This window comes from Methanococcus voltae PS (assembly GCF_024807035.1).
In the GTDB taxonomy this organism is placed as follows: domain Archaea; phylum AGJL01; class Methanococci; order Methanococcales; family Methanococcaceae; genus Methanococcus; species Methanococcus voltae.
Map to the genome: position 1 here is coordinate 25,647 of NZ_JANUCQ010000001.1, position 22,305 is coordinate 47,951.

The 22,305-nt window shown below is 29.3% G+C and carries 21 protein-coding genes; 11 read left to right on the top strand and 10 right to left on the bottom strand.

What is annotated here, in order from left to right; genetic code table 11:
- Window positions 1-117 precede the first annotated feature (117 nt).
- Window positions 118-1,233 carry a hydrogenase formation protein HypD gene (gene hypD / locus M2325_RS00120; protein ID WP_259050481.1) on the bottom strand — a complete coding sequence of 372 codons (1,116 nt, stop codon included), beginning with the start codon at window positions 1,231-1,233 and terminating at the stop codon, window positions 118-120.
- A gap of 342 nt (window positions 1,234-1,575) precedes the next feature.
- Between hypD and M2325_RS00125 the strand changes: the two genes are divergently transcribed.
- Together M2325_RS00125 and M2325_RS00130 are read left to right on the top strand one after the other, a co-directional pair.
- Window positions 1,576-1,959 carry a nascent polypeptide-associated complex protein gene (locus tag M2325_RS00125; protein WP_209590020.1) on the top strand — a complete coding sequence of 128 codons (384 nt, stop codon included), beginning with the start codon at window positions 1,576-1,578 and terminating at the stop codon, window positions 1,957-1,959.
- 238 nt (window positions 1,960-2,197) lie between these two features.
- Window positions 2,198-3,544 (top strand): AIR synthase related protein, encoded by a 1,347-nt coding sequence (locus M2325_RS00130; protein WP_209590021.1) that lies wholly within the window; start codon window positions 2,198-2,200, stop codon window positions 3,542-3,544.
- Between the two features lie 45 nt (window positions 3,545-3,589).
- Here the strand turns inward: M2325_RS00130 and M2325_RS00135 are convergent, their stop codons facing one another.
- The 4 genes from M2325_RS00135 to M2325_RS00150 all read right to left on the bottom strand — a co-directional run bounded on the left by M2325_RS00135 (window position 3,590) and on the right by M2325_RS00150 (window position 7,477).
- Window positions 3,590-3,784 carry a hypothetical protein gene (locus M2325_RS00135; protein ID WP_245314762.1) on the bottom strand — a complete coding sequence of 65 codons (195 nt, stop codon included), beginning with the start codon at window positions 3,782-3,784 and terminating at the stop codon, window positions 3,590-3,592.
- Window positions 3,785-3,854: 70 nt separating this feature from the next.
- Window positions 3,855-4,808 carry a beta/alpha barrel domain-containing protein gene (locus M2325_RS00140; RefSeq protein ID WP_374759663.1) on the bottom strand — a complete coding sequence of 318 codons (954 nt, stop codon included), beginning with the start codon at window positions 4,806-4,808 and terminating at the stop codon, window positions 3,855-3,857.
- Between the two features lie 190 nt (window positions 4,809-4,998).
- Complete coding sequence (locus tag M2325_RS00145; protein WP_209590022.1) at window positions 4,999-5,673, bottom strand: metal-dependent hydrolase; 675 nt, start codon at window positions 5,671-5,673, stop codon at window positions 4,999-5,001.
- A 217-nt stretch (window positions 5,674-5,890) separates the two neighbouring features.
- Window positions 5,891-7,477: a TraB/GumN family protein gene (locus M2325_RS00150; RefSeq protein ID WP_245314765.1), complete on the bottom strand. Its 1,587-nt coding sequence runs from the start codon at window positions 7,475-7,477 to the stop codon at window positions 5,891-5,893.
- A gap of 338 nt (window positions 7,478-7,815) precedes the next feature.
- On the opposite strand from M2325_RS00150, the gene M2325_RS00155 reads away from it, so the two are divergent.
- From M2325_RS00155 to M2325_RS00165, 3 genes are all read left to right on the top strand, one after another.
- On the top strand, window positions 7,816-8,277 hold the full coding sequence (locus M2325_RS00155; protein ID WP_209590024.1) for a CBS domain-containing protein: 462 nt from the start codon (window positions 7,816-7,818) through the stop codon (window positions 8,275-8,277).
- A 143-nt stretch (window positions 8,278-8,420) separates the two neighbouring features.
- Window positions 8,421-9,416: a beta-ribofuranosylaminobenzene 5'-phosphate synthase gene (locus M2325_RS00160; RefSeq protein WP_209590025.1), complete on the top strand. Its 996-nt coding sequence runs from the start codon at window positions 8,421-8,423 to the stop codon at window positions 9,414-9,416.
- A 178-nt stretch (window positions 9,417-9,594) separates the two neighbouring features.
- Window positions 9,595-10,260, top strand: a complete 666-nt coding sequence (locus M2325_RS00165) for a MarC family protein (protein WP_209590026.1) — start codon at window positions 9,595-9,597, stop codon at window positions 10,258-10,260.
- A gap of 56 nt (window positions 10,261-10,316) precedes the next feature.
- Here the strand turns inward: M2325_RS00165 and M2325_RS00170 are convergent, their stop codons facing one another.
- Complete coding sequence (locus tag M2325_RS00170; protein ID WP_310572589.1) at window positions 10,317-10,670, bottom strand: Sjogren's syndrome/scleroderma autoantigen 1 family protein; 354 nt, start codon at window positions 10,668-10,670, stop codon at window positions 10,317-10,319.
- 272 nt (window positions 10,671-10,942) lie between these two features.
- Between M2325_RS00170 and guaB the strand changes: the two genes are divergently transcribed.
- Window positions 10,943-12,439 (top strand): IMP dehydrogenase, encoded by a 1,497-nt coding sequence (gene guaB / locus M2325_RS00175; RefSeq protein WP_259050483.1) that lies wholly within the window; start codon window positions 10,943-10,945, stop codon window positions 12,437-12,439.
- Window positions 12,440-12,627: 188 nt separating this feature from the next.
- On the opposite strand, the gene ilvE is transcribed toward guaB, so the two are convergent.
- From ilvE to hypE, 3 genes are all read right to left on the bottom strand, one after another.
- Window positions 12,628-13,488, bottom strand: coding sequence for a branched-chain-amino-acid transaminase (gene ilvE / locus M2325_RS00180; RefSeq protein WP_209590029.1), 861 nt, complete (start codon window positions 13,486-13,488; stop codon window positions 12,628-12,630).
- Between the two features lie 226 nt (window positions 13,489-13,714).
- Window positions 13,715-14,917: a tyrosine decarboxylase MfnA gene (gene mfnA / locus M2325_RS00185; protein ID WP_259050485.1), complete on the bottom strand. Its 1,203-nt coding sequence runs from the start codon at window positions 14,915-14,917 to the stop codon at window positions 13,715-13,717.
- Window positions 14,918-15,199: 282 nt separating this feature from the next.
- A complete protein-coding gene (gene hypE / locus M2325_RS00190) occupies window positions 15,200-16,204 on the bottom strand; it encodes a hydrogenase expression/formation protein HypE (protein ID WP_259050486.1) in 1,005 nt (334 codons plus the stop codon).
- A 340-nt stretch (window positions 16,205-16,544) separates the two neighbouring features.
- Here hypE and comA point away from each other — a divergent pair, with 340 nt between their 5' ends.
- The 4 genes from comA to M2325_RS00210 all read left to right on the top strand — a co-directional run bounded on the left by comA (window position 16,545) and on the right by M2325_RS00210 (window position 19,750).
- A complete protein-coding gene (gene comA / locus M2325_RS00195; protein WP_209590032.1) occupies window positions 16,545-17,309 on the top strand; it encodes a phosphosulfolactate synthase in 765 nt (254 codons plus the stop codon).
- 73 nt (window positions 17,310-17,382) lie between these two features.
- Window positions 17,383-18,171: an ATP-binding cassette domain-containing protein gene (locus M2325_RS00200; RefSeq protein ID WP_209590033.1), complete on the top strand. Its 789-nt coding sequence runs from the start codon at window positions 17,383-17,385 to the stop codon at window positions 18,169-18,171.
- 117 nt (window positions 18,172-18,288) lie between these two features.
- The gene (locus tag M2325_RS00205; protein WP_209590034.1) at window positions 18,289-18,993 is read left to right on the top strand and encodes a GTP-binding protein; all 705 of its coding nucleotides are present in this window, start codon (window positions 18,289-18,291) and stop codon (window positions 18,991-18,993) included.
- A gap of 40 nt (window positions 18,994-19,033) precedes the next feature.
- Window positions 19,034-19,750 (top strand): (Fe-S)-binding protein, encoded by a 717-nt coding sequence (locus M2325_RS00210; RefSeq protein WP_259050489.1) that lies wholly within the window; start codon window positions 19,034-19,036, stop codon window positions 19,748-19,750.
- A gap of 98 nt (window positions 19,751-19,848) precedes the next feature.
- Here the strand turns inward: M2325_RS00210 and larC are convergent, their stop codons facing one another.
- Window positions 19,849-21,102, bottom strand: a complete 1,254-nt coding sequence (gene larC / locus M2325_RS00215; RefSeq protein ID WP_209590036.1) for a nickel pincer cofactor biosynthesis protein LarC — start codon at window positions 21,100-21,102, stop codon at window positions 19,849-19,851.
- Between the two features lie 208 nt (window positions 21,103-21,310).
- Here larC and truA point away from each other — a divergent pair, with 208 nt between their 5' ends.
- Window positions 21,311-22,132: a tRNA pseudouridine(38-40) synthase TruA gene (truA, locus tag M2325_RS00220; protein ID WP_259050491.1), complete on the top strand. Its 822-nt coding sequence runs from the start codon at window positions 21,311-21,313 to the stop codon at window positions 22,130-22,132.
- Window positions 22,133-22,305: the final 173 nt, after the last annotated feature.

Here is a 22,305-nt window from a genome sequence, read left to right on the forward strand (position 1 = left end):
TCTTTAATTTTTAATTCATTTGTATTTTTCATATTTTCCCATCTTACTTTGGATTTATTTGCACTATATTATTTTATTTTTAGTTTATTTTTCATTTTTCATTTTTTTATGATATAATTACATTAACTTCTTGTATTTGTAGAATATCCTACAAGTTCCTTCGTCAGATACCATACAGCTACCAACTGGATTAATAGGGTCGCAAGCTTTTCCAAATAGCTTACAGTCTGTAGGTAGCTTTTCTCCTCTCAATATTTCACTACATATACATCCTTTATTTATTTTTTCCTTAATTTCTGGCATATCGATAATGTTTTTAATATCATACTGTTTAAATTCGTCTTTTAAATCAAATCCTCCGTTTTTAATGACGGGGAATCCCCTCCACGCTACATCTTTATCTTTAAATACTGTATTTATCATTTTCTGAGCTACAACGTTTCCCTGTTCTCTAACCCCTCTAATGTATTCATTTTCTACTTTTGCAACGCCATCTTTAATCTGTTTTAAAAGCATTACTAAGGACATAAGCACATCTGTAGGTTCAAAACCTGCAATAACCATTGGGGCGTGATATTTTTCACAAGGTGCATAATATGGTTCTAACCCTGTAATTGTAGAAACGTGACCTGGGCATATAAAGCCATCTAAGTTTAATTTGGAGCCCCCTCCTAGTAAGAAATCCATTACTGGAGGTGTTTGTCTGTGGCAATTATGAATATAAAAATCAAGATTGTTATCAGAATCTGAGTTCTTAAGACTATCGTATCTAGATTTAAGGGATATTAATTCAGCAGCTGTCGTCGGAGCCGTAGTTTCAAATCCTATTGCAACAAAAACTACTTTTTTATCTGTAGTTTTTGCTATTTTCACAGCTTCGGGTATTCCTGATACTACTCTAATATCTGCACCCTCGGATTGTAATTGCATTAGCGATTTATCGCTACCTGGAACTCTGTACATGTCACCCAATGTAGCTATTGTATAACCTTCTTCTGCTAAATATATGGCTTCATCAATTTCCTTTTGTGTTGTAACACATACAGGACAGCCCGGACCTGGCACAACAGTTATATTTTTCGGTAAAACGTCTCTTATTCCATAATTGCAAATGGTATGTTCATGAGAACCACATACGTGCATAATTTTTACATCCCTATCTATTTCTTTACTAAAATCACTTATTTTATCGATTGCTTTTTTAATTATTGGTTTACTATTTATATCCATCATATACCCTCATTTAAACTTTATATTCCCTATTATTCTATTATTTTATTATTCTATTATTCTAAGATTTTAATAAATTACAATATTTAAGTATTTTTAAAACACTGATTAAAATATATTAATAATATATTTGTATTTAATATATACGTTATGAATTGAATTTATGGATATATTACTTTTAAAATTTTCATGTTTAATTAGATTGAAAAACTATATATCATATAAATATCTATAATTTATAGCAATCGTCATAATCTTAGAAAAATGACAATAATCTTAAATTATTAATTATTATCAGCCATGATTATGGTTTAAAAAGTATATATGGACTCAGAGGTGTTTTTTATGTTCCCAGGTGGCGGAAGAATGAATCCAAGAATGATAAAACAAATGCAAAATATGATGAAAGATATGGGTATGGATGCAAAAGACATTAAAGCTTTAAAAGTCACAATTGAATTAGATGACAAGCTTTTAGTTTTTGAAAAGCCAAAAGTTCAAGTAATGGACATGATGGGTAATAAAACATACTCTATAACCGGTAGAGCTAAAAAAGTTGCTAAAACTGTGGAAACTATAGAAGATGTCGAAGTAACTTTGGATATAACAAAAGAAGATATTGAAATGGTAGTTTCACAATGTAATGTTACAGAAGAAGAAGCTAGAAAAGCATTGGAAGAAGCTAATGGGGATATAGCAGAAGCTATATTGAAATTAGGTGAAAATTAATTTTAATTAATTAATATTCAAATAAATTATAATAACGAATAATAATCCCATTTTATCTTTAAATTTTTATTTTTTACATGGAGATTACATTTATTAAATATTATAGCATATTATGAGCTATTACGATTGTTATACTATTTTTTAGTAAACATAGTGGAGTAGCAAATTTATATAAATTGTTATTTTATAATTTAATTAACTATTAATTTACAAATATTTCAATATGTTGGTGTTTCATATGGATATCGAAGGATATGTTAGAAGAAATTTAAAAAAGGGCGTTTCTGAAGATAAAATAATAGATGTGGGTTTTAAACGTGTTTTAGAATTAAAAGAAGTAAATGAAGAATGGGCAAAGAAATTTGTTGGCGCAGTAATTGAAGAAGTTAAGACAACGGAAAAATACAAAGATATTGATGATAATGACTTAAAATATTTACTTGGTTCAAGTACTTCCGATGTTACCATGGGTAAAATGGGCGTAGGTAGTAGAGGACAGGGCGATTTCTTTGTACATCGAGAAATAGCCCGTATAATTGGAACTACAAATCAAATAACCGAAGTAGATAGTACGGAGCAAGATGACGCAGGTGTCGTAAAAGCAGATGCAAAATACGTTGTAGTAGCAGTAGATGGTACTCACTCACGATTAAGTGATTTTCCATTTTTAGCTGGTTTTCACGTTGCAAGAGCTGCTTTAAGAGACGTTTATGTTATGGGTGCTGATGCAGTTGCCTTAATTAGCGATGTCCATTTGGCAGATGATGGAGACGTTGCAAAAATCTTAGAATATACCGCAGGTGTTTGTGCTGTTTCTGAAGCTATAAATGTACCCTTAGTTGCAGGTAGTACTTTAAGAGTAGGCGGTGATATGGTATTAGGTGACCGTTTGGTAAGTTCAGTAGCTGCAATAGGTGTAATAGAAGAAGGAAAGCCGACTGCAAGAAAAAGAGCGGAAGTGGGCGATGTAATATTAATGACTAAAGGTAGTGGTGGCGGTACTATATCTACAACTGGTCTTTACTATGGTGATTTTGACGCTATAAATCAAACTATAAACGTTGATTTTTTGAAAGCTTGCAAAGGATTAATAAATGCTGATTTATTAAAAGATATTCACGTAATGACTGACGTAACCAATGGTGGACTTAGGGGGGATGCTTATGAAATCTCAAATACGGCAAAAGTATCCTTACAAGTTGAAAAAGAAAAAGTTTACAACTTGGTCGATGAAAAAGTATTAAAAATGCTAGAAAATCTTAATATAGACCCATTAGGGGTTTCAATAGATAGTTTATTAATTATAGCTCCAAAAGATAAAGTTGAAGAAATTAAGAATCACACTGGTGCCGAAGTAATTGGGGTAGTTGCAGAAGGAGATACTAGCTACTTAATTGATAATGGGGAGAAAATCCCATTAATACCTAAATTTAGAGAGGCCGCATATACTCCAGTTAAAAAAATAGTTGGAGAGCAAAAACCTGAAGATTTCGAAGAGATGAAGTCAAAAGTTGCAACATCATGCGATGAAGCAATTGCTAAAAAAGATTTTGTTGTAAAAAAATTAAAAAATAATATTGAATAATATTATTTTTATTATTAAGTATTTACCAATTATTTATTTACTTATTTATTTTCCCATTGGTAAATCTAATTCTTTTAATAATTTACCAATATTTGCAGGTTTTACAATATTTATATCTATTTTTTTATCTTTAACAGTAATTTCTACAGTTTTTTGGTCTTCAACAGATAATTGAACGCCAACTCCTTTTTTTTCCAATATTTCCACTAAATTAACTACCATTTCCATATCTTTATCCATAATTCCACCAAGATTTAGTTTTCATAACTTAGTTTTTAGTTTTTATTTTTCTAATATATGTCATCTTAGTTTATTTTATTTTTTCAGATTCATACTGTTTTAAAAGTATTTCATCTCTTATTTTTTCTTTTATTTCTGGTTTTAGGAATTCTAAGGCATCTTCTACAGTTTTGTTATTATATACTATCTCATTAATTGCATAAGTTAAAGCTACTGCGTCTAATAATGATTTTTGATGAATATTTCGCCCTGTGGCACAACCTGATGCTCCACTAATATTTAGTTGTTCAGAAAGGATTTTTAAGAATTCTTCTGGTTTTTTACTAGAGCCTCCAGCACATATGACTTTTGTTCTACCTGCAGAAGCCACTGCATCTTTAAAATCTACTTCTGGTTCTTTAGATTTAGGATAATTAACTTTTACGAAATCAGCACCTATGCAAGCCCCTACTCCAGTAGCTCCGGCAATTAAATTAGGGTCTTTTTCATTCCTAATGGCTTTACCTCGTGGATATATCCATATAACTGCAATTAATCCATTTTTATGAGCTTCATGGATTAAACGGCTAGCTTCGGATAGCATAATATTTTCAAATTCACTCCCTAAATAGATGGTATATCCTATTCCCCTTATTTTTAAGCCCGTTCTCTTTTTAAATTCCACTATGTCATTTACATCAATCAATAATGTACTAATAGGGTCTTTTTGACAGGTTTCTACCAAATTGGTCTTTGAATTTAATTTTACGATGTAGTTTATATCAGGATAATCTTTCCCATATCTACATATTAATCCAAATTGGGTGGCAAAAGCCCCAATTTTACCATATTTAGCTATTTTAAATAAATGTTCTGGATTTGCATCTTCGATGGATATTCCATCACCTTTGAAATCGTTATTTAAATGCTCTATTTTCTGGTCTCCTGCAAATATGAATAATTTGCCAGTTTCTTTGGTTATAGCACTGTAATTTGATACATATTCATTAACATTCTCTTCCCAAATATCCAAGGGAATATATATTTTATGACTTAGCTTTAAAGGCTCTTTTGAGTTGAAATTGGTGATAATTTCACCCCTATTTCATTTTTTACGATTATAATCTATTTATGATATGCGTTTGCGTTTTAATTAATTATATAATTTCTTCTTAAGAATATTTGTAATTTGTTATTTAATAAAGTACTGATTTGAATTTATATTCTAATATTCTTTATAAAAATCTATGTACATATATAACCGCTAAAAGCCAAAATACTCCCATAATTAAGGCTTCAGGTCTCCTTAATGTACGTTTTAAAGGATAAAGTGCCTTACAACCCATTGGTGTTACACAATCGCCAACTATATGGGATAAATATCCCACAAATATGGGAACGGCGAAATGAGATAGGCCCTGTAAATTTAAAACTGGAGGTATTAAAAAATAAAATACTATCCAGCTCGCAACTGCAATAGATATGGTTTTTGCTAATAGTTTATCGTTTGTTACCATAATTAGTGCAATAATACATGCTATTATTGGAGATAATATGGATAATTTGAGTATAATATATCCTAAAGCTAGAGAGCCAAGTATCATGGCTATGAAAGTATGTGTTAATCCTCGATGGTCTGCATAATAAGGTACTGCATAAATTAAAGCGGTTAATATCGCCGCTATAAAGTAATCTAAATTAAAAAATGCTGGTTTAAACAAATAGCTTAATACTAGCAATGCTAAAAAGCCCCCTGCAATATATAACCCTCTATTAACGATTTCAGATTTTACATCATGATCTAAATCAGGGTATAAAGCACCCGCAACAACTAAAAAAATCTGTTCTGGTGATGATATAAATGGTAATCCCATAATAATGCCCAATGTAACATGCCCTTTCCAATTCATAATTAAATTCACCGTTTAAAACTATCAATTATATTTATAATAAGATAAAGTGTATTTTATATATATAATAATCTTTTGAGTTTCAACAAATATGATAATAATTACTAAATTGGTTAAGCTAAAATACTATAAAACAATAAAACATGAAATTAAAATAAATTATAAACTTTAATAATTAAATTAAAAATAAAATAAAGGATAATTTGAGATTTAAAGATTAAACTCCCAAAAATCTTGCTGAAAAGTACAATGTGCCGATAGTACTTCCTAAATTTGCCAATGCTGCAACCATCAAAATTTTCATAGTATTTATTTCAAGTAATTGACTTATACTATCTACTTTAAACATATTTTGTATATCATTAAGTGATATAGGTCTGTATTTTAATTCCATAGCGCCTGCAACCCATCCCGCACCTATAAAAGGACATAATGAAGTTAATGGGGCGGCTATAAATGCAACAATCGCAGTTATTGGTTTGCCTCTAGCAATAACTACCCCCAACGAAGATAGGATTCCATTTATTAATACCCATTCTATCGTTAATTGTTGTAATAGCTCTGGATTTGAGGATGCAACGTAAAATCCGTAGATTATAATGGCCAATATTACGAAAGGTATCAATTTTAGTATCCATTTGAATATTTTTTTAATTAATGAATCTTTTTTTTTATTTTCCATTATTTCGGATAAATCTATGGTTTTTTTATTTTCTAAATCTCTTAAATAATTTGTAATACCTTTTTTATGACCTGCTCCGATTATTGCAACTATTTTATTTCTTCCAAAACTATAATCATATAGATTTTTCGCCATATATTTGTCTCTTTCATCAACTAATACTGTATAAAATGTTGGTGACGCATCTTTTAATATTTCGATTAATTCATCAGCGCTTCCTATCATTTCGTCAATAGTTTCCTTATCAAGTTCTATTTCTTCACTATCTCCACCGTATAGGTCTGTAAAAAGTTTTATTTTATCTTTTAAACTCATACTACTTATTAATCTTGATAGTGTAATATCGATGGGTCTATCCATTAGCAAAAGCGGTTTTTGACTATCTATACTCAATGATATAGCCTCTTTCATTTCACTACCTGGTTTTATGTTAAATTTTTCACCAATGGTCTTTTGAAAGTCTGCTAATACATTATGTAGTAAGTACTGACTTATTTTATTATGTTTTATGGCCGTCATCAAGTCCATAGGTTTATCTTCTAATGGTAATCTTATTATGTGGTAATTATTCAAATTTAAAGGCATTAAATTATATTCAATTTTATTTTCTATTTCTGATTCATTTTCAATTCGATTTTCAGTATCTTCCAATTCTTCCAATTCTTCGTTACTTTTAGGTATTAAATAAGATAAAGAATTTACTCTACCTTGATTATCTGCTAGAATCATTAATTTTTTTTCTTCAACTGCTAAGTCTTCCGCGTTGGATAATTCTAATAGCATAACGTGCTTTTTGCTATTTTCTTTTTTTAAGTCTTCTAAATTATCAATATTTTTAGTATCAAGATTATCATCTGATTTATTAGCTACGTTTAAAGTTTCTAATTCCTGTACCACATATATTGAGGATATTTTGTTCCCATTTAAATTTTTTGAAAAGATGGTGCCTTTACGTTCTTGAAACATTTTGAAAAATCTATTCTGATCAAGTTCTATAGCGATAATATCGGGATTTATTTCCTTAACGGCTTTTGATACATCTTCTATACTTTTATCCGAAACGTGTGCAGTACCTATTAAATGTATTTCACATTCGTTCTGTCCGTTATTAATTTTAATCATGGTTATCACGTGTAAATTAATTATTAAATTCATTTTGACAAATTAAATTGTATAATTACTTGTAATTTTAATATTCCCATCTTTACTTTTTGGTGGATTAAATATGCACAATATAAATATGGGCTAAGATATATAAAATATGGGTTAAAAAGTATATCATATTATATTATATATCAAAAGTTAATATGTTAAGTATATTATTAAATATATAAATTTATGGATTAAACATATTAAGGAACGATAAAATTTTTAAAATTACATTATTTCTTATTATTAATATTAGTTTTGTAGTATATTATTAAATTTGTATTAAATTATTATATCGGCGGTTGATAGAAATGACTATAAAAGAAATCATGAAGAAACCTATTTCAATTAAACAAGACGATGAGATATATGATTTAATAAAATTACTGAGAACCCATAAAATAAGTGGAGTTCCGGTATTGGATAATGACAATTATTTGGTAGGAATTGTTTCTGAAAGTGATGTTATAAGAGCTTTGGTTGTTCAGGATAGCGATATAAACTTAATAGCTCCTTCACCTTTGGATTTAGTCGAATTACCTTTAAAGACAATATTTAAGATGGATGAATATAGAAAAGAAATAAATGAAGCTTTAAAAACCAAAGTTTCAGAGATTATGACTACTGATGTTATCTATATAACTGTAGATTCTTCAGTATCTGACGCAGCAACTTTGATGGCGGATAAAAAAATAAATAGGTTACCTATTGTAAATAATGGTATTTTGGAAGGTATAATTACAAGAGGAGACTTAATGGAAGAATTAATATAATAAAATAGTATTATTATATCGTAATTTTAATATAGTAAAATAATCCAAAATTTTTATAACTTTATAACTTGTATAATTTGACAAAAAAATATCTAAATGCTACATCTACTGTGAATGGTATTTTAATAATGGAGTAGATTATTATGAAAATAATATCCCCTTGTAGGATACATATGGGACTTATAGATATGAATGGTAGTGTTGGACGAATTGACGGCGGTATAGGTGCTACTTTAGACCATCCCAATTGTGAAATTTCCGGAAAAGAAAGTAATGAAATAGAGATACAATTTAGTAACTCTATAATTAATAATACCCCTGAAGAAGATTTAAAATCATTACATGACAGGATATACCACTCTTCAAAAAATGTTTTAAAGGAAATCGGTCAGGAAGGAGTTTATTTAAAAGTAAATGACGTAATTCCTGCACATACTGGATTAGGTAGTGGAACGCAGGTTTCATTATCAACTGGTAAATTAACCTCTTCGATTTACGGATATGATTTGGATGCTTATTCCATTGCAAAATTAACTGGAAGGGGGGGTACATCAGGTATTGGAGTTTCCGGATTTGAATTTGGAGGTTTTATAGTAGATGGAGGACACAGTTTTGGAAAATCTGGTGAAAAAACAGATTATAGGCCATCATCCGCATCAAAAAATGTTAAGCCAGCTCCTTTACTATTTAGACATGATTTTAACTGGGAAGTAGTCTTAACAATACCTAAAATTCCAACTGAAGAACAAGTATCTGATAAAAAGGAAGTAGATATCTTTAAAAAATATTGTCCTGTCCCTGAAGATTATGTAAATAGATTCTGTAGGCTCGTACTTATGAAGATGATGCCAGCAGTTATTGAAAATAATATGGAGTCTTTTGGAGAATGTATAAACGAAATACAGGGTTTGGGTTTTAAAGGTGCAGAAGTTCAATTGCAAAATTCTACATTGAAAAATCTACTTAAACACTTGCAAAATACTTCATACAGTGGGTTATCAAGTTTTGGGCCTACTATATACTCATTAGGCGATAAAAAAGAAATTATGGAACAATCCAAAGAATTTTTTGATAAAGAAGGATTGGATGGGGAAATAATTGTTTCAAAAGGTAATAATACAGGTTATAAATTGATTTAATAACTTATATCTTTAATTTAATAATTTAATTATCTTATTTCTATCTTATTTTTATTTTACTTTTATTTCGTCCGCGAATGTATCATTTTTTAATTTTAACAGGTATCCCATATATTTAAATATATGATTGCCCATAGGTACTAATCTTATAATTCAATAATATCCGTGGTGTATATTTATGATAGTTGACTTTCAGATGGTTTTTATATTATTTTCTTCATTATTTGCCATATTAAATCCTTTTGGCGTGATTCCTCCGTTTTTATCATTAACTAGTGGTTATTCGGAGTCTGAGAAAATTAAGATAATCCAAAAATCAATGATTGCTGCATTTTTGATATTATTAGTATCTGGGCTATTGGGAAAATATGTAATAGCATTTTTTGGCGTATCCATACCTGCAATACGTATAACAGGGGGAGTTTTAGTCTTCATTGTAGCTTTGGAGATTATAACCGGCAATTCTACAAAACAGAAGGCGTTAAAATCCGATTTACCCGAGCAATGTTATGAAGTAGATGATATTTCCGTAGTTCCTCTTACAATACCATTATATGCAGGCCCTGGTGCCATAAGTACCATGATAGCGTTAACTGCACAATCTAGTAGCTATATACATATTATGTACCTAACAATGGCTTTAATAATGTGTATTGTAATTTCATATATTATACTTAGATTTTCAAAAGATTTGGAAAAAAAGCTTGGAAAAGTTGGTTTTAACGTACTTACGAAATTAATGGGTTTAATGCTCATGGCAATAGCTGTACAGATGCTTTTAGATGGTATAGGTGGGTATGTAGGGTTGGAAAATTCTGCAAATATTATATTTAATAATACATAATCTATTTATATATTTTAAAATAATTTTTATGGCTTTTACATTACATTTTTTAATTTCTATTTTTTAATTTCTATTTTTTGAAAATCATTCAATTTCTGGGAAAGTTCCAATAATTCAGATATTAAATTGCTAATTTTGTAAATTTTATCTAAATCAGTTTCTTTTTCAAGTAAATTACACAAAAAACTTATTTTATCTTCAATTACCTTATTATGATTTATATTTTTTAAATTTAAAGAATTTAATTCGTTTTTACTTACTATATCGGATGTATCATCTTTACAATTTGGACAATACTCTATTCCATTTTTTTGAAATAGTGGGAAATTACAGGTTTTACAATGTTTACTTAACATTTTAGCCCCCGATAGTAATTCTTTAGATATTTTTGAAAGTTCATCATTTTTGATAGTATCATCTCATTAATAATTTTTCATCTAATTTATCTAATTTATCTAATTTTATATTATATTTTCTCTATTTTTACCATTACTTTATTATTTAATTTATATATTTTTAAAATCATAAATCATATTAAGATATAATAAGGCTAAAACCAAATAATTGTTTAAAATAATTTACTAAAAAAACTTGTAATCGATTTTTGGTAAAGATATTATGTTATCCAAAGTATTTATATACTAATTCATTCAATATATGAAAAAGGATACATGGTGATAATTTGTTTTCAGATAAAATAAACAATGCTAAAAAAGCATATACATTTGATGATGTTTTATTAATACCTAATAAATCATATGTAGAGCCAAAAAGTACTAGTTTAAGTACCAATTTATCAGGGGTTAACTTAAACGTACCTGTAATTTCTGCAGCTATGGATACAGTTTCAGAAAAAGAAATGGCTATCGCTTTAGCTAGAAGAGGGGGAATGGCAGTAATTCACAGAAATATGACCATTGAAGAGCAAGTAAAGCAAGTAAGCGCTGTTAAAAGGGCTGAAAATTTAGTGGTTAGAGAAGTTTTTACGGTATCACCAGAATTAACTGTTTCAGACGCTGAAATGATAATGTACGAAAATGAAATCAGCGGACTTCCAGTAGTGGACAATAATAAGACTCTTTTGGGCATCATTACAACAAGAGATTTAAAATTCATACCAGATATGAATTTAAAAGTAAAAGATGTCATGACTAAGGATGTATTGCATGCACATGAAGATACGCCTTACGAAGAAATATTAAACCGATTATATGAGAATAAAATCGAAAGAATGCCTATTTTGGAAAAAGAAACTAATATATTAATCGGAATGGTTACCTTAAGAGATATATTAAAGAGAAGAAAATATCCTGAAGCAGTTAGGGATAAAGAAGGAAATTTATTGGTTGCTGCAGCTTGTGGTCCAAATGATTTTGGAAGAGCAAAAGCATTAATTGAAGCAAAAGTGGATGTTATAGCAATTGATTGTGCACATGCTCACAATATGGCTGTAGTTGAGAATGTTAAGAAATTTAAAGAATTATTAAATGGTACAAAGGTTAAATTATTCGTTGGTAATATTGCTACCAAAGAAGCTGCAGAAGATTTAATTAAAGCTGGTGCAGATGCTATTAAAGTAGGTATTGGACCAGGTTCAATCTGTACAACAAGAGTTGTTGCAGGAGTTGGGGTGCCTCAATTAACAGCAATAGCTGAAATTGCAGACGTTGCAAAAAAATACGGGGTACCAGTAATAGCTGACGGTGGTATTAAATACAGTGGGGATGTTGCAAAAGCAATAGCTGCAGGAGCTTCCGCAGTTATGTTGGGAAGTCTTTTAGCAGGTACTGAAGAAGCACCGGGGCAATTAATAACAATCAATGGTAGAAAATACAAACAATATAGAGGAATGGGTTCATTAGGCGCAATGTGTGGCAGTTCTGGAAACGTTGCAGACAGATACTTCCAAAAAAGTGATGGAGCACACATGAAACACACTAAGTTAGTTCCAGAAGGAATTGAAGGTGCAGTACCTTACAAAGGTTCAGTTAGCGATATATTGTTCCAAATTGCAGGTGGCTTAAGGTCCTCAATGGGATACTGTGGTTCTGAAAACATTGAAGAAATGCATGAAAAAGCTAGATTTGTGATAATAACACAAAGCGGACAAAAAGAAAGTCACCCTCATGACGTTTTAATTACAAATGAAGCGCCAAACTACCCTTTAAACTCTAAATAATGTAAAATAATTCTTTTAATTTTTTTAAAATCTATTTTTAATATTCAGAAAAGAGCTAATTTTTTAATTTCATACAATATTATTAGTTTAACTTGTAAGATACTATTTTGTAATATAATACAATCTATTAAAAATAGTAAAAAATAATTTATTTTAAGATATTTATTGATAATTTATTTCATTCTAGTTTATTCTATTTTATCGCCAATTTTTCCTCTGATTTGTATAAATCTGTTTAACAAATCTTTTGTAATTTCTCCAGCTTCACCATTGTTGATGATTCTACCGTCAATCTCTACAACGTGAATTAATTCGGCAGCGGTACCTGTAATAAATAATTCGTCTGCAGTATATAAATCGTGAATTGTTAAGTTTTCCTCTAAAATTGTATATCCTGCTTCTTTTGCTAACTCTATTGCAGTATCTCTTGTAATACCTCTTAATACACTTGTTGATACAGGAGGTGTTCTTATAACTCCTTTTTTAACTACAAATACGTTGTCTCCAGTTCCTTCTGCAACATATCCATTTTTATCTAATAAGAAAGCTTCATGAACGCCTGCGGCGTTAGCTTGTATTTTCGCAAGGATACTATTTAAGTAATTTAATGACTTAACAGCAGGATTTAAAACATCGACAGGTAACCTTCTGATTCCAGAAACAATAGTTTTTATACCTTGGTCACCCAATAAAGGATTCATAGGTTCTGCAATACAGAATATGGTAGGTTTTGAACATTTTCTTGGGTCTAGACCTAAGTCACCTACCCCTCTAGTAACTACGAGCCTTATGTACGCATCATTTAATTTATTTACTTTTAACGTTTCTATTACTACTTTAGACATTTCTTCTCTACTTATATCAATTTTAATATCTAAAGATGCAGCTGATTCATACAATCTATCAACGTGTTCTGTTAATTTAAATACAACACCTTCGTAAGCTCTTATACCTTCAAATACCCCATCTCCGTATAATAAACCATGGTCATATACTGAAACTTTGGCATCTTCTTTATTTACGAATTTTCCATCCATGTAAATCTTCATAAATTCACCAACATTGATATATTTTTATTTTAAGGCTATTTTAATATTGTTATTGATATTATTTATTAATGTATATTTAAATTATTTTATTATTATGTAGTATACTATTTATATATTTATTTGCATATATCGATAAATAGTAATTTTTTATTAGTTTTTTACTTTTTAGCTTTTAATTTTAATTATTAACTTTTATTTTTTAATTTTTATTCTTTTTAACTTAATTTTATTTTTTATTTACATCACAAAGATTATTTATCAAATTATCAAGATGTTCAAATTCTAAATGGGGCATAATTACAATTCTAAGCGCATTAGTACATCTACAAACTGAAACATAAATTCCTTTTTCCTTTAACTTATTACAGGTTTCTTTTGCATTTTCGTCTTTAATTGCTACAATATTTAAAACGGGTTCAATAACAGTTTCAAAACCATTTTCCTTTAATTTTCTAGTTAGATAAGCAGTTTTTTCCATACATTCATTTGTTATTTTGGCGTATCCCTCCTTACCTAATAAGTTTAATAATCCCCAAGTGGTAGCAGCCCCTACACCAGTACGTGTACCCAATATGGTGGCTTGTAACGTTTCTGTTAGGTAAGGTGCTTCAATATCCAAATAAGTCTTGTAGTTTTTATTTCTAAAAATTATTCCTCCTGCAGATATTGGAGACAAACCCATTTTATGGGGGTCAATTGTAATTGTTGTTACGCCTTCAAGTTTAAAGTCGAAATCGTAATTATAATTTTTGAGTTTATATTTATCTTCTAAGAATGGTATCACAAAGCCACCAAATGCCGCATCTACATGTAATGGTATACCATTTTCGTACCCTATTTTGGATAATTCGTTTATATTATCTATAGTTCCTAATTCGGTACATCCCGCAATTCCCACAATACCCGAAACATAATTTTCTCCTTTTTTAGATATTGTATCCTCAACATAGTCTTTAATCCATTTTACATCGGATGTATAGTATTCTGTTAAAGGAGGTCTTATTAAGTTCAAATTCATCATATCTTTTGATTTATCAAATGAAAAATGGGCTGTTTCGGGTATTATTATATTTGATGACTTTACAATTTTATCGGTATTATTGGTACTATTTACGTTAGATTTGGACATATTATTAAACAAACGCATAGCTGTTATGTTAGCTTCAGTACCTCCCGAAATGATATATCCAAAAGCTTCGGGATTATTTAGTAATTTACCAATTATAGATATAGATTCTTCTTCTAACATTTTGGTTCCTTTAAATAACCCAGGGTCTCCCAAATTAGTTTCATAAAACATTTTTATTATTTCTAAAGTCATTGGATGGGGTTTTGTACACATGGACCCAAATATATTCCCTGTTTCGTATTTTAAGTCTAAATACCTATATTTTTGTAATTGTTCCAATATTTCGTTGTTAGTTACCATTATGACACCAATTAATATATAATTTATAAATAATTTGTATTTTATGTTTATACTTATTTAATTGAATTTTTAGCATTCAATCTCTAATAATCAATAAACTATACTATTATATATAAAATTATTCAGGTCTTTTGAGACATAAATAACATAATTAAATATTCTTAAAAGAATAGAATTATTTGATACGATATTGATATTAAAACCGAATATGGTATAAAATATATAAAATATATAAAATAGAATTAAAAAAGTTATTATATGCAATAATATTTAGTAATTATATTAGCAAACTCTAGGGATTGGGTCTCCAATTGGGGTATCAACAACTCTTTTACCTACTAAAGTTTCCATAATTACGCCTTTGTGTTCCGAAGTTACATCACCAACAATTTGCGCATTTTTACCTAATGGATGTTCTTTGATAATTTCCAGTGCTTTTTCTGCGTCTTTTTTAGGTATTGCCATAACAACTTTTCCTTCATTTGCAACAGTTAATGGGTCAATACCTAGAGCTTCAGATATAAATTTAACTTCTTCACTTAATGGTATTTTGTCTTCCTGCAATGTAACGCCTAAACCGCTTTTTTCAGCCATTTCATTCAATGAGTCTGCAAGCCCCCCTCTTGTAGGGTCTTTCATCGCATTAATTGTTATTCCTGAGGATAATACCGACTGAATTAAACCATTAACTGGTGCAACATCTGATTTTAGGTCTGATTCCATGTCAAAACCTTCTCTACTTAAAAGGATTGTTAAACCATGTTCTGCAAGGTTTCCAGTTACAATTATGGAATCTCCTTCTTTCATACCTTTATCTCTGATTGCTTTTCCTTTTTCAACAATACCTATCCCTGCAGATGAAATGATGATGTCTGAAACATTTGAAACCTTTGTATCCCCTGTAATTACTGCTACGCCAGCTTCTTCACATGCAAGGTTTATTGAAGCCATTATTTCTTTTAATTGTTCTATGTCAAAACCTTCTGGTAACACAAAAGACATAGAAAGAGCTAAAGGTTTTGCACCCATAACCGAAAGGTCATTGACAGTACCACAAACTGAAATTCTACCAATATCCCCGCCTTTAAAAAATATTGGGTCTACAGTATGGCCATCAACCGTAAAAACAATTTCATTATCCCCTATAGGAATTGTAGAACCATCGTCTAAATCTTGAAGCCCAATACCGCCATTAACCTGAGTGGTTGATAAGCTACCTAATATTACATCCCCTATTAAATTTTGCATTACTTTACCGCCTGCGCCGTGCATTCTCGTAATTTTCACAAAACCAACTCCTTTTTAATTCAATACATGTTACCTATTCACGATAAATTTTCATAATATTGTTTTTTTAATTTATGTATTACTACTATAATATTGTTATTATTTTAATTTTTAACAGTAAACTATTTATTTGATGATATACCAGTTATCCATATTAGAAAATAATATAGTATCTTACGATATATATGCGAAAATATTTTTCTTATAAGGGTATTATATATTAATATAGAATTCTTTACATATTCTCCTACATAATATTTTAATATAATACAATTAATTTTTAAATATTAAAAATTTAAGTATTTTATATATAAAAATTACTTATTTGGGTGGTAATATTATGCAATCTTTTTCATTTTTAAAAATACCAGTACATAATGGATTAACAATGATAATAGACAAAGGTCAAAGTCCTGAATATGTAGAACATAGTATGAAAGTTTTTGCAAACTATATAACATGTGCTAAATTCGGTTGGGGAACCTCTGCAGTTCAATCAGAGGAAATTTTGAAGGAAAAAATAGAAATATACAAAAAATATGGTGTTAAGCCATACCCTGGTGGCACATTATTTGAATATGCTCTTAAAGAGGGTAAATTTTTAGAATTTTTAGATTATTGTAATAATTTGGGTTTTGAATGCGTCGAAATTTCGGACGGTTCAATGGAAATCGATTTTGATTTAAAATGCGAATGCATTAAAAAAGCAAAAGAATATGGATTCATTGTATTATCTGAAATCGGTAAAAAAAGCATCGAAGAAGATGCAAAAATCCCAATTTCTAAAAAAATAGCAGATTTAAAACTTGAAATTGAAGCAGGTTCTGATTTTGTCATTTTAGAAGGTCGTGAAGGCGGTAAATCAATTGGGTTATACGATGAAAAGGGCAATTTAAAACAAGATGACCTTGAACAAATCGTAAATTCAGATATTGATTTTAAAAAATTGATTTTTGAAGCTCCACTTAAAAATCAACAGGTTGAATTTATAGAAAGATTTGGAAATAGTGTAAATTTAGGAAATATAGCTTTTGACGATGTAATTTCCTTAGAAACACTAAGAACTGGACTTAGGGGCGATACTTTCGGTAAAATACCTAAGTAATATTAATAAATTTAAATATTCTTATTTATTAAATCAATGAGATTTTACTTTCTTATATGTGGATGGTGAAGTTATGGAAATCACAGAAATTAAAATAATCGGTGGCGTGGATAAGTGCGGAAATCCTGAAAACGTCAAGGAATTAATTGTAAAAAAAGGAGAAATTTTTGGAGTAGTTGGTCCCACAGGTAGCGGTAAATCAAACCTAATTAGTGACATTGAACAATTATCACAAGGGGATACCGTTTCGGGCAGGAAAATAATGATTAACAACGAAGTTCCAAGTTCAGACATGAGAAGAGACCCTAGAAAAAGAAGAATTGCTCAATTATCTCAAAATATGAACTTTTTAGCAGATATGACTGTTGAGGAGTTTTTAATAATGCATGCAAAAAGTAGAGGGATAAATTCTGAAGGTTTAGTTGATAAAGTAATAGAACTTGCAAATAATTTAACCGGAGAACCAATTAAAAAAGATTATAACCTTACAATATTGAGTGGGGGACAATCAAGAAGTTTAATGGTTGCCGATGTAGCAGTTATTAGTGATTCTCCTATCGTATTAATTGACGAAATTGAAAACGCAGGAATTAAAAAGCACGAAGCTTTAGAATTACTCGCAGGCTATGGTAAAATTGTAATGGTAATTACTCACGACCCTGTTTTGGCATTAATGACTAATAGGCGAGTTGTAATGAAAAATGGAGCCATGACTGAAATAATTGAGACGTCAGACGAGGAAAAAGAAGTTTCAAAACGATTAAATGATTTAGATGGTTGGATGCTTTCAATGCGTGAAAAAGTAAGGCATGGTGAGAAATTAAGTATTGGGGATATTCAAAATACTTGTAAAACATGCTAATTATGTATTAAATATTAAATAAATTAATTATATAATTTATATTTTTAAAGCTAATTTTAAAATAATTTTACAATATTAATCAATAATTTAATATATAAAATATATTTGGGTGAATTTATGAAAGTAGTTATTGTAGCAGGTACGCCAGGAGCTGGGAAAACATCTGTAATGACTCACACAATTAAACAATTGCAAAAGAAAGGTAAAAAAACCGCAGTTATCAAGATAGACTGTTTATATACTGATGACGATGTACGATATGGTAAATTAGGAGTTCCAACTTTAATTGGTCTTAGTAAAGATATGTGTCCTGACCATTTTGCCATCTACAATATTGAAGAAATGGTAGAATGGGCTAAGGAGCAAAATACGGATACCTTAATTATTGAAACCGCAGGTTTATGCCACCGTTGTGCACCATATACTAAAAACAGTTTAGGTGTTTGTGTAATAGATGCTACATCAGGTCCAAATACCCCTAGAAAGGTTGGACCATTTTTAACAAGTGCGGATGTTGTAGCAATTACAAAAGGGGATATAATCTCACAAGCTGAAAGAGAAGTTTTTAGGGAGCGAGTGCTCGAAATGAATCCAAACTGTACTATTTATGACGTAAATGGATTAAGTGGTCAAGGTTGTGCGGAAATAGCAGAAGAAATAACCGAAGCTAAAGACATAACTGATTTGGAAAATGAACTTTTAAGACATAATGCACCACTTTCCGTATGTACTTTATGTGTAGGTGAAACAAGAATTGCTAAAAAGTATCATAGGGGAGTTTTAAGAAGAATAGATGGATTTACAAAGTATGTGGGAGAATAATATTTATAAATTTTAATATTTTTTATTAAATGGTGAAAATATGACTAATTCGGATAAAAAAACTTTGGAATCTATGATTAACGAATTATTACCTAATTACAACTGTGGAGCTTGTGGTTTTAAAAGATGTGATTCATTTACTGAAAGTGTTTTATTGGGTGATGATATCAAAAAATGCCCATTTCTTTTAAAAGATGATTTTAAATCTAATTTCGAAGAATTAACTAGTTTATTAAATCAAAATAAAGATTTAATAGCGAAAAATATTAAAAAATCTGAAACTAGGGGAAATGGTTGCTGTTCTACTAATGGGGAGCTTACTGGATTAATCGATGGTTACGAAGCAGATTTTTTATTAGACCCACTTAAAAATGAACATTCTTGTAGGGAAACTCTATTAATTACAAGTCCACTTGCCAAAGATTTAAAAATAGGCGACTATATCCAATATAGACCCTTAGCATGCCCTTTACCTCATTTTGCTAAGATAATAGATATTTCACATGGCATGCACGTTATACATATCGAAGGACCATGTCATAGAGTAACCGGTGAGAAAAAGGACTATGTTAATGTAGGCGTAGCTCTTATAATGGCTTTCGAGGGCATGGTTTCAAAAGGTAAAATGCCCGAAGTTGGAAAAACTGTGAAGTTTATCCCTACGCATTGCATGATGCAAAAAGTACATAGTGGCGTAGTTGTAGAAGCCGAAGGGGATAGGGTATTAATCGAAGGAATTGATTTAAAAGTTTGGTAATTACTTAAAATTATAGCATAAAAATAGTTAAAATTAATAATATTAATAATATTAAAAATATTTAAAAGATTAATATATATATATATATATATATATATTTAAAATAATCTTTTTTCATCAAATTGTTTTTTTACAATTTCAGAAACTTTTCTTAATGGAATTTCTAGTTCTTCAGATATTCTTTTTAAATCTTCATATTCTGGTTTTATATTCACTAATTTATTGTTTATGTACGAATATTTCACATTTATTCTAAATTTTCTGTCGTTAAGTTCTACTAACATATGTAGTAATTTTCTATCTGCAACATATCTATTAAATTCGGTTATTCTGATTCCTAATGTACCAGTCTCTTCCATCAAAAGTTTTGTGTATTTTTCAAATTCTGCGTATTTACAAATGATTGTTATCTTATTTGCAGGTCTATTTTTTTTACCGATAACGGGCGTTACAAAGACATCAGAAGCACCTTCTTCCATTACTTTGTTAATCACATGTCCAATAATTTCCCCTGATATATCATCTACATTAGTTTCCAATAGTGCCATTTTTTCTTCTGAAATATTTTCAAAGTCCAAATTACTAATTTCTAAAATTCTTAATATATTTGGGGTATTTTTTAAGTCTTTAGTACCTGCACCATATCCTATTTTTAAAATTTTAGAAGAAGGGTAACTTTCACAAAATTCCGAGGTTATATTGCATAATATGGCTATTCCGGTTGGTGTTGTAAGCTCGCCTACTTCTATTTCCTCTAAATTATCGTTTTTTGGGGTTTGAAGTCTTTGAAATGGTGCATTATGTTTTTTAAGTATTTCTAAAACTGCAGGGACCGGAACTGGCAATATTCCATGGTCTATATTTACATAGCCATTCCCTAAAACCGGGTACGTTGATATTATTTGATTTAATGGATATTCACACTTTTCCAAGATATATATACTACCTACGATATCTAAAACGGTATCTAAAGAAGCTACTTCGTGCAAATGGAAATTATCGCCATGTATATTTTTTTCAGCAAGTATTAAATCATCAACAATGTTTTCACAAGTTGAAATGCTTTCATCGGTCATATTCAATTTTTCACATACTTTTAAGACACATTTTTTAAGCATTTCTGGATTACCAAACTTTTTTTCATCTATTAAAATTTCCATGTATTTTGACATTATTCCTAATTTTTTCATATTTAAAATATCTACAGATATACATTTACAATTTTCTAACTCATTTATTTTAGATACGACGTCTTCTATAAGGTCATATCGTTCTGTTAAATCCAAAAGTGAATTTATTAACATATCTCCGGAAATACCTGATATTTTGGGGTCTATAAGTAAATATTTCAAAATTACACCTTTTTTAGATTTATTTTCATAAAAGATAATTTAATAAATCAGTACTTTATATGTAGAATACGATATTTGATAATAATTATATTGTATATACTAATTATAATATATCTATTCTATCGGTTAATAATTAGATATATTCTATTGCTATTATCACAAAATTAAATCTTAATAATATATTGAAATTAAATTAATTGGAGATATTATGTACATATTTAAAGTAGCATATGATGGAAGATATAGTTTTCAATTACAACCTCATGAAAAAACAGTATGTGACGTTTTAACAAATATTTTAGTAGATTGTGGTTACTTGTCAAAATTTAAGAAACCCCTATATTATGGGGGTCGAACGGACTTAGGTGTTTCAGCACTAGGAAATTTTGTAATTTATGATTTAGATAAAGAGCCCATATTATCGCATATTTATTCAAGATGTAATGATTCTGGCATATGGGTTTTGGGATATCAGAAAATAGATAGCTTTCCGGAAGTGAAACATAGGCATTATAGATATATCTTACCAAAAGTTGACATATATGGTAATTTTCATGATTTAAACAGGGTTTTAAAAGTTTCAGAATGCTTAATTGGAACTCATTCTTTTCATAACCTATCCAAGAGGGATAAGAAGAAAAACCGAGACCCAGTAAGAACAATTTATGATATAAAAGTTTCAGATGATAAGTATTTTATAACCTTAGATATCTATGGAAAGAGCTTTTTATGGAATATGATTAGAAAAATTATCGGTTTAATCTCAAAAATCGGTATTTCAAACATGACTAACGAAGAAATCGAAGAATATATGAAAAAGGTTTTCAATCCTGAAATTAAGGTAGGTTCGCAAATCGGGCCCGCAGAAGGTCTCGTATTGGTTGATGCAAAAACAGATGTTGAATTTAAATATGATAGCTATGTTTTAAAAAAGTTTAATGAAGATACCACCCATACAATGAATGAGAAAATTCGAAGATTGGGCGTATATACATCAATGAATGAAATTTCTAGAAATTTTAAAATTTAGTTTTTTTAATTTTTTAATTTTATTTTAGATTTAAATCTTAGACATTATATATTAAATGAAACATAATAATCATATTAAAAATTTTACAATTCAATTCAATTCAATTGTAAGTATATTACGATTATAAGCATAGTTTAAGATATAAGCATAATTCAAATTATGGAAGTGAATTT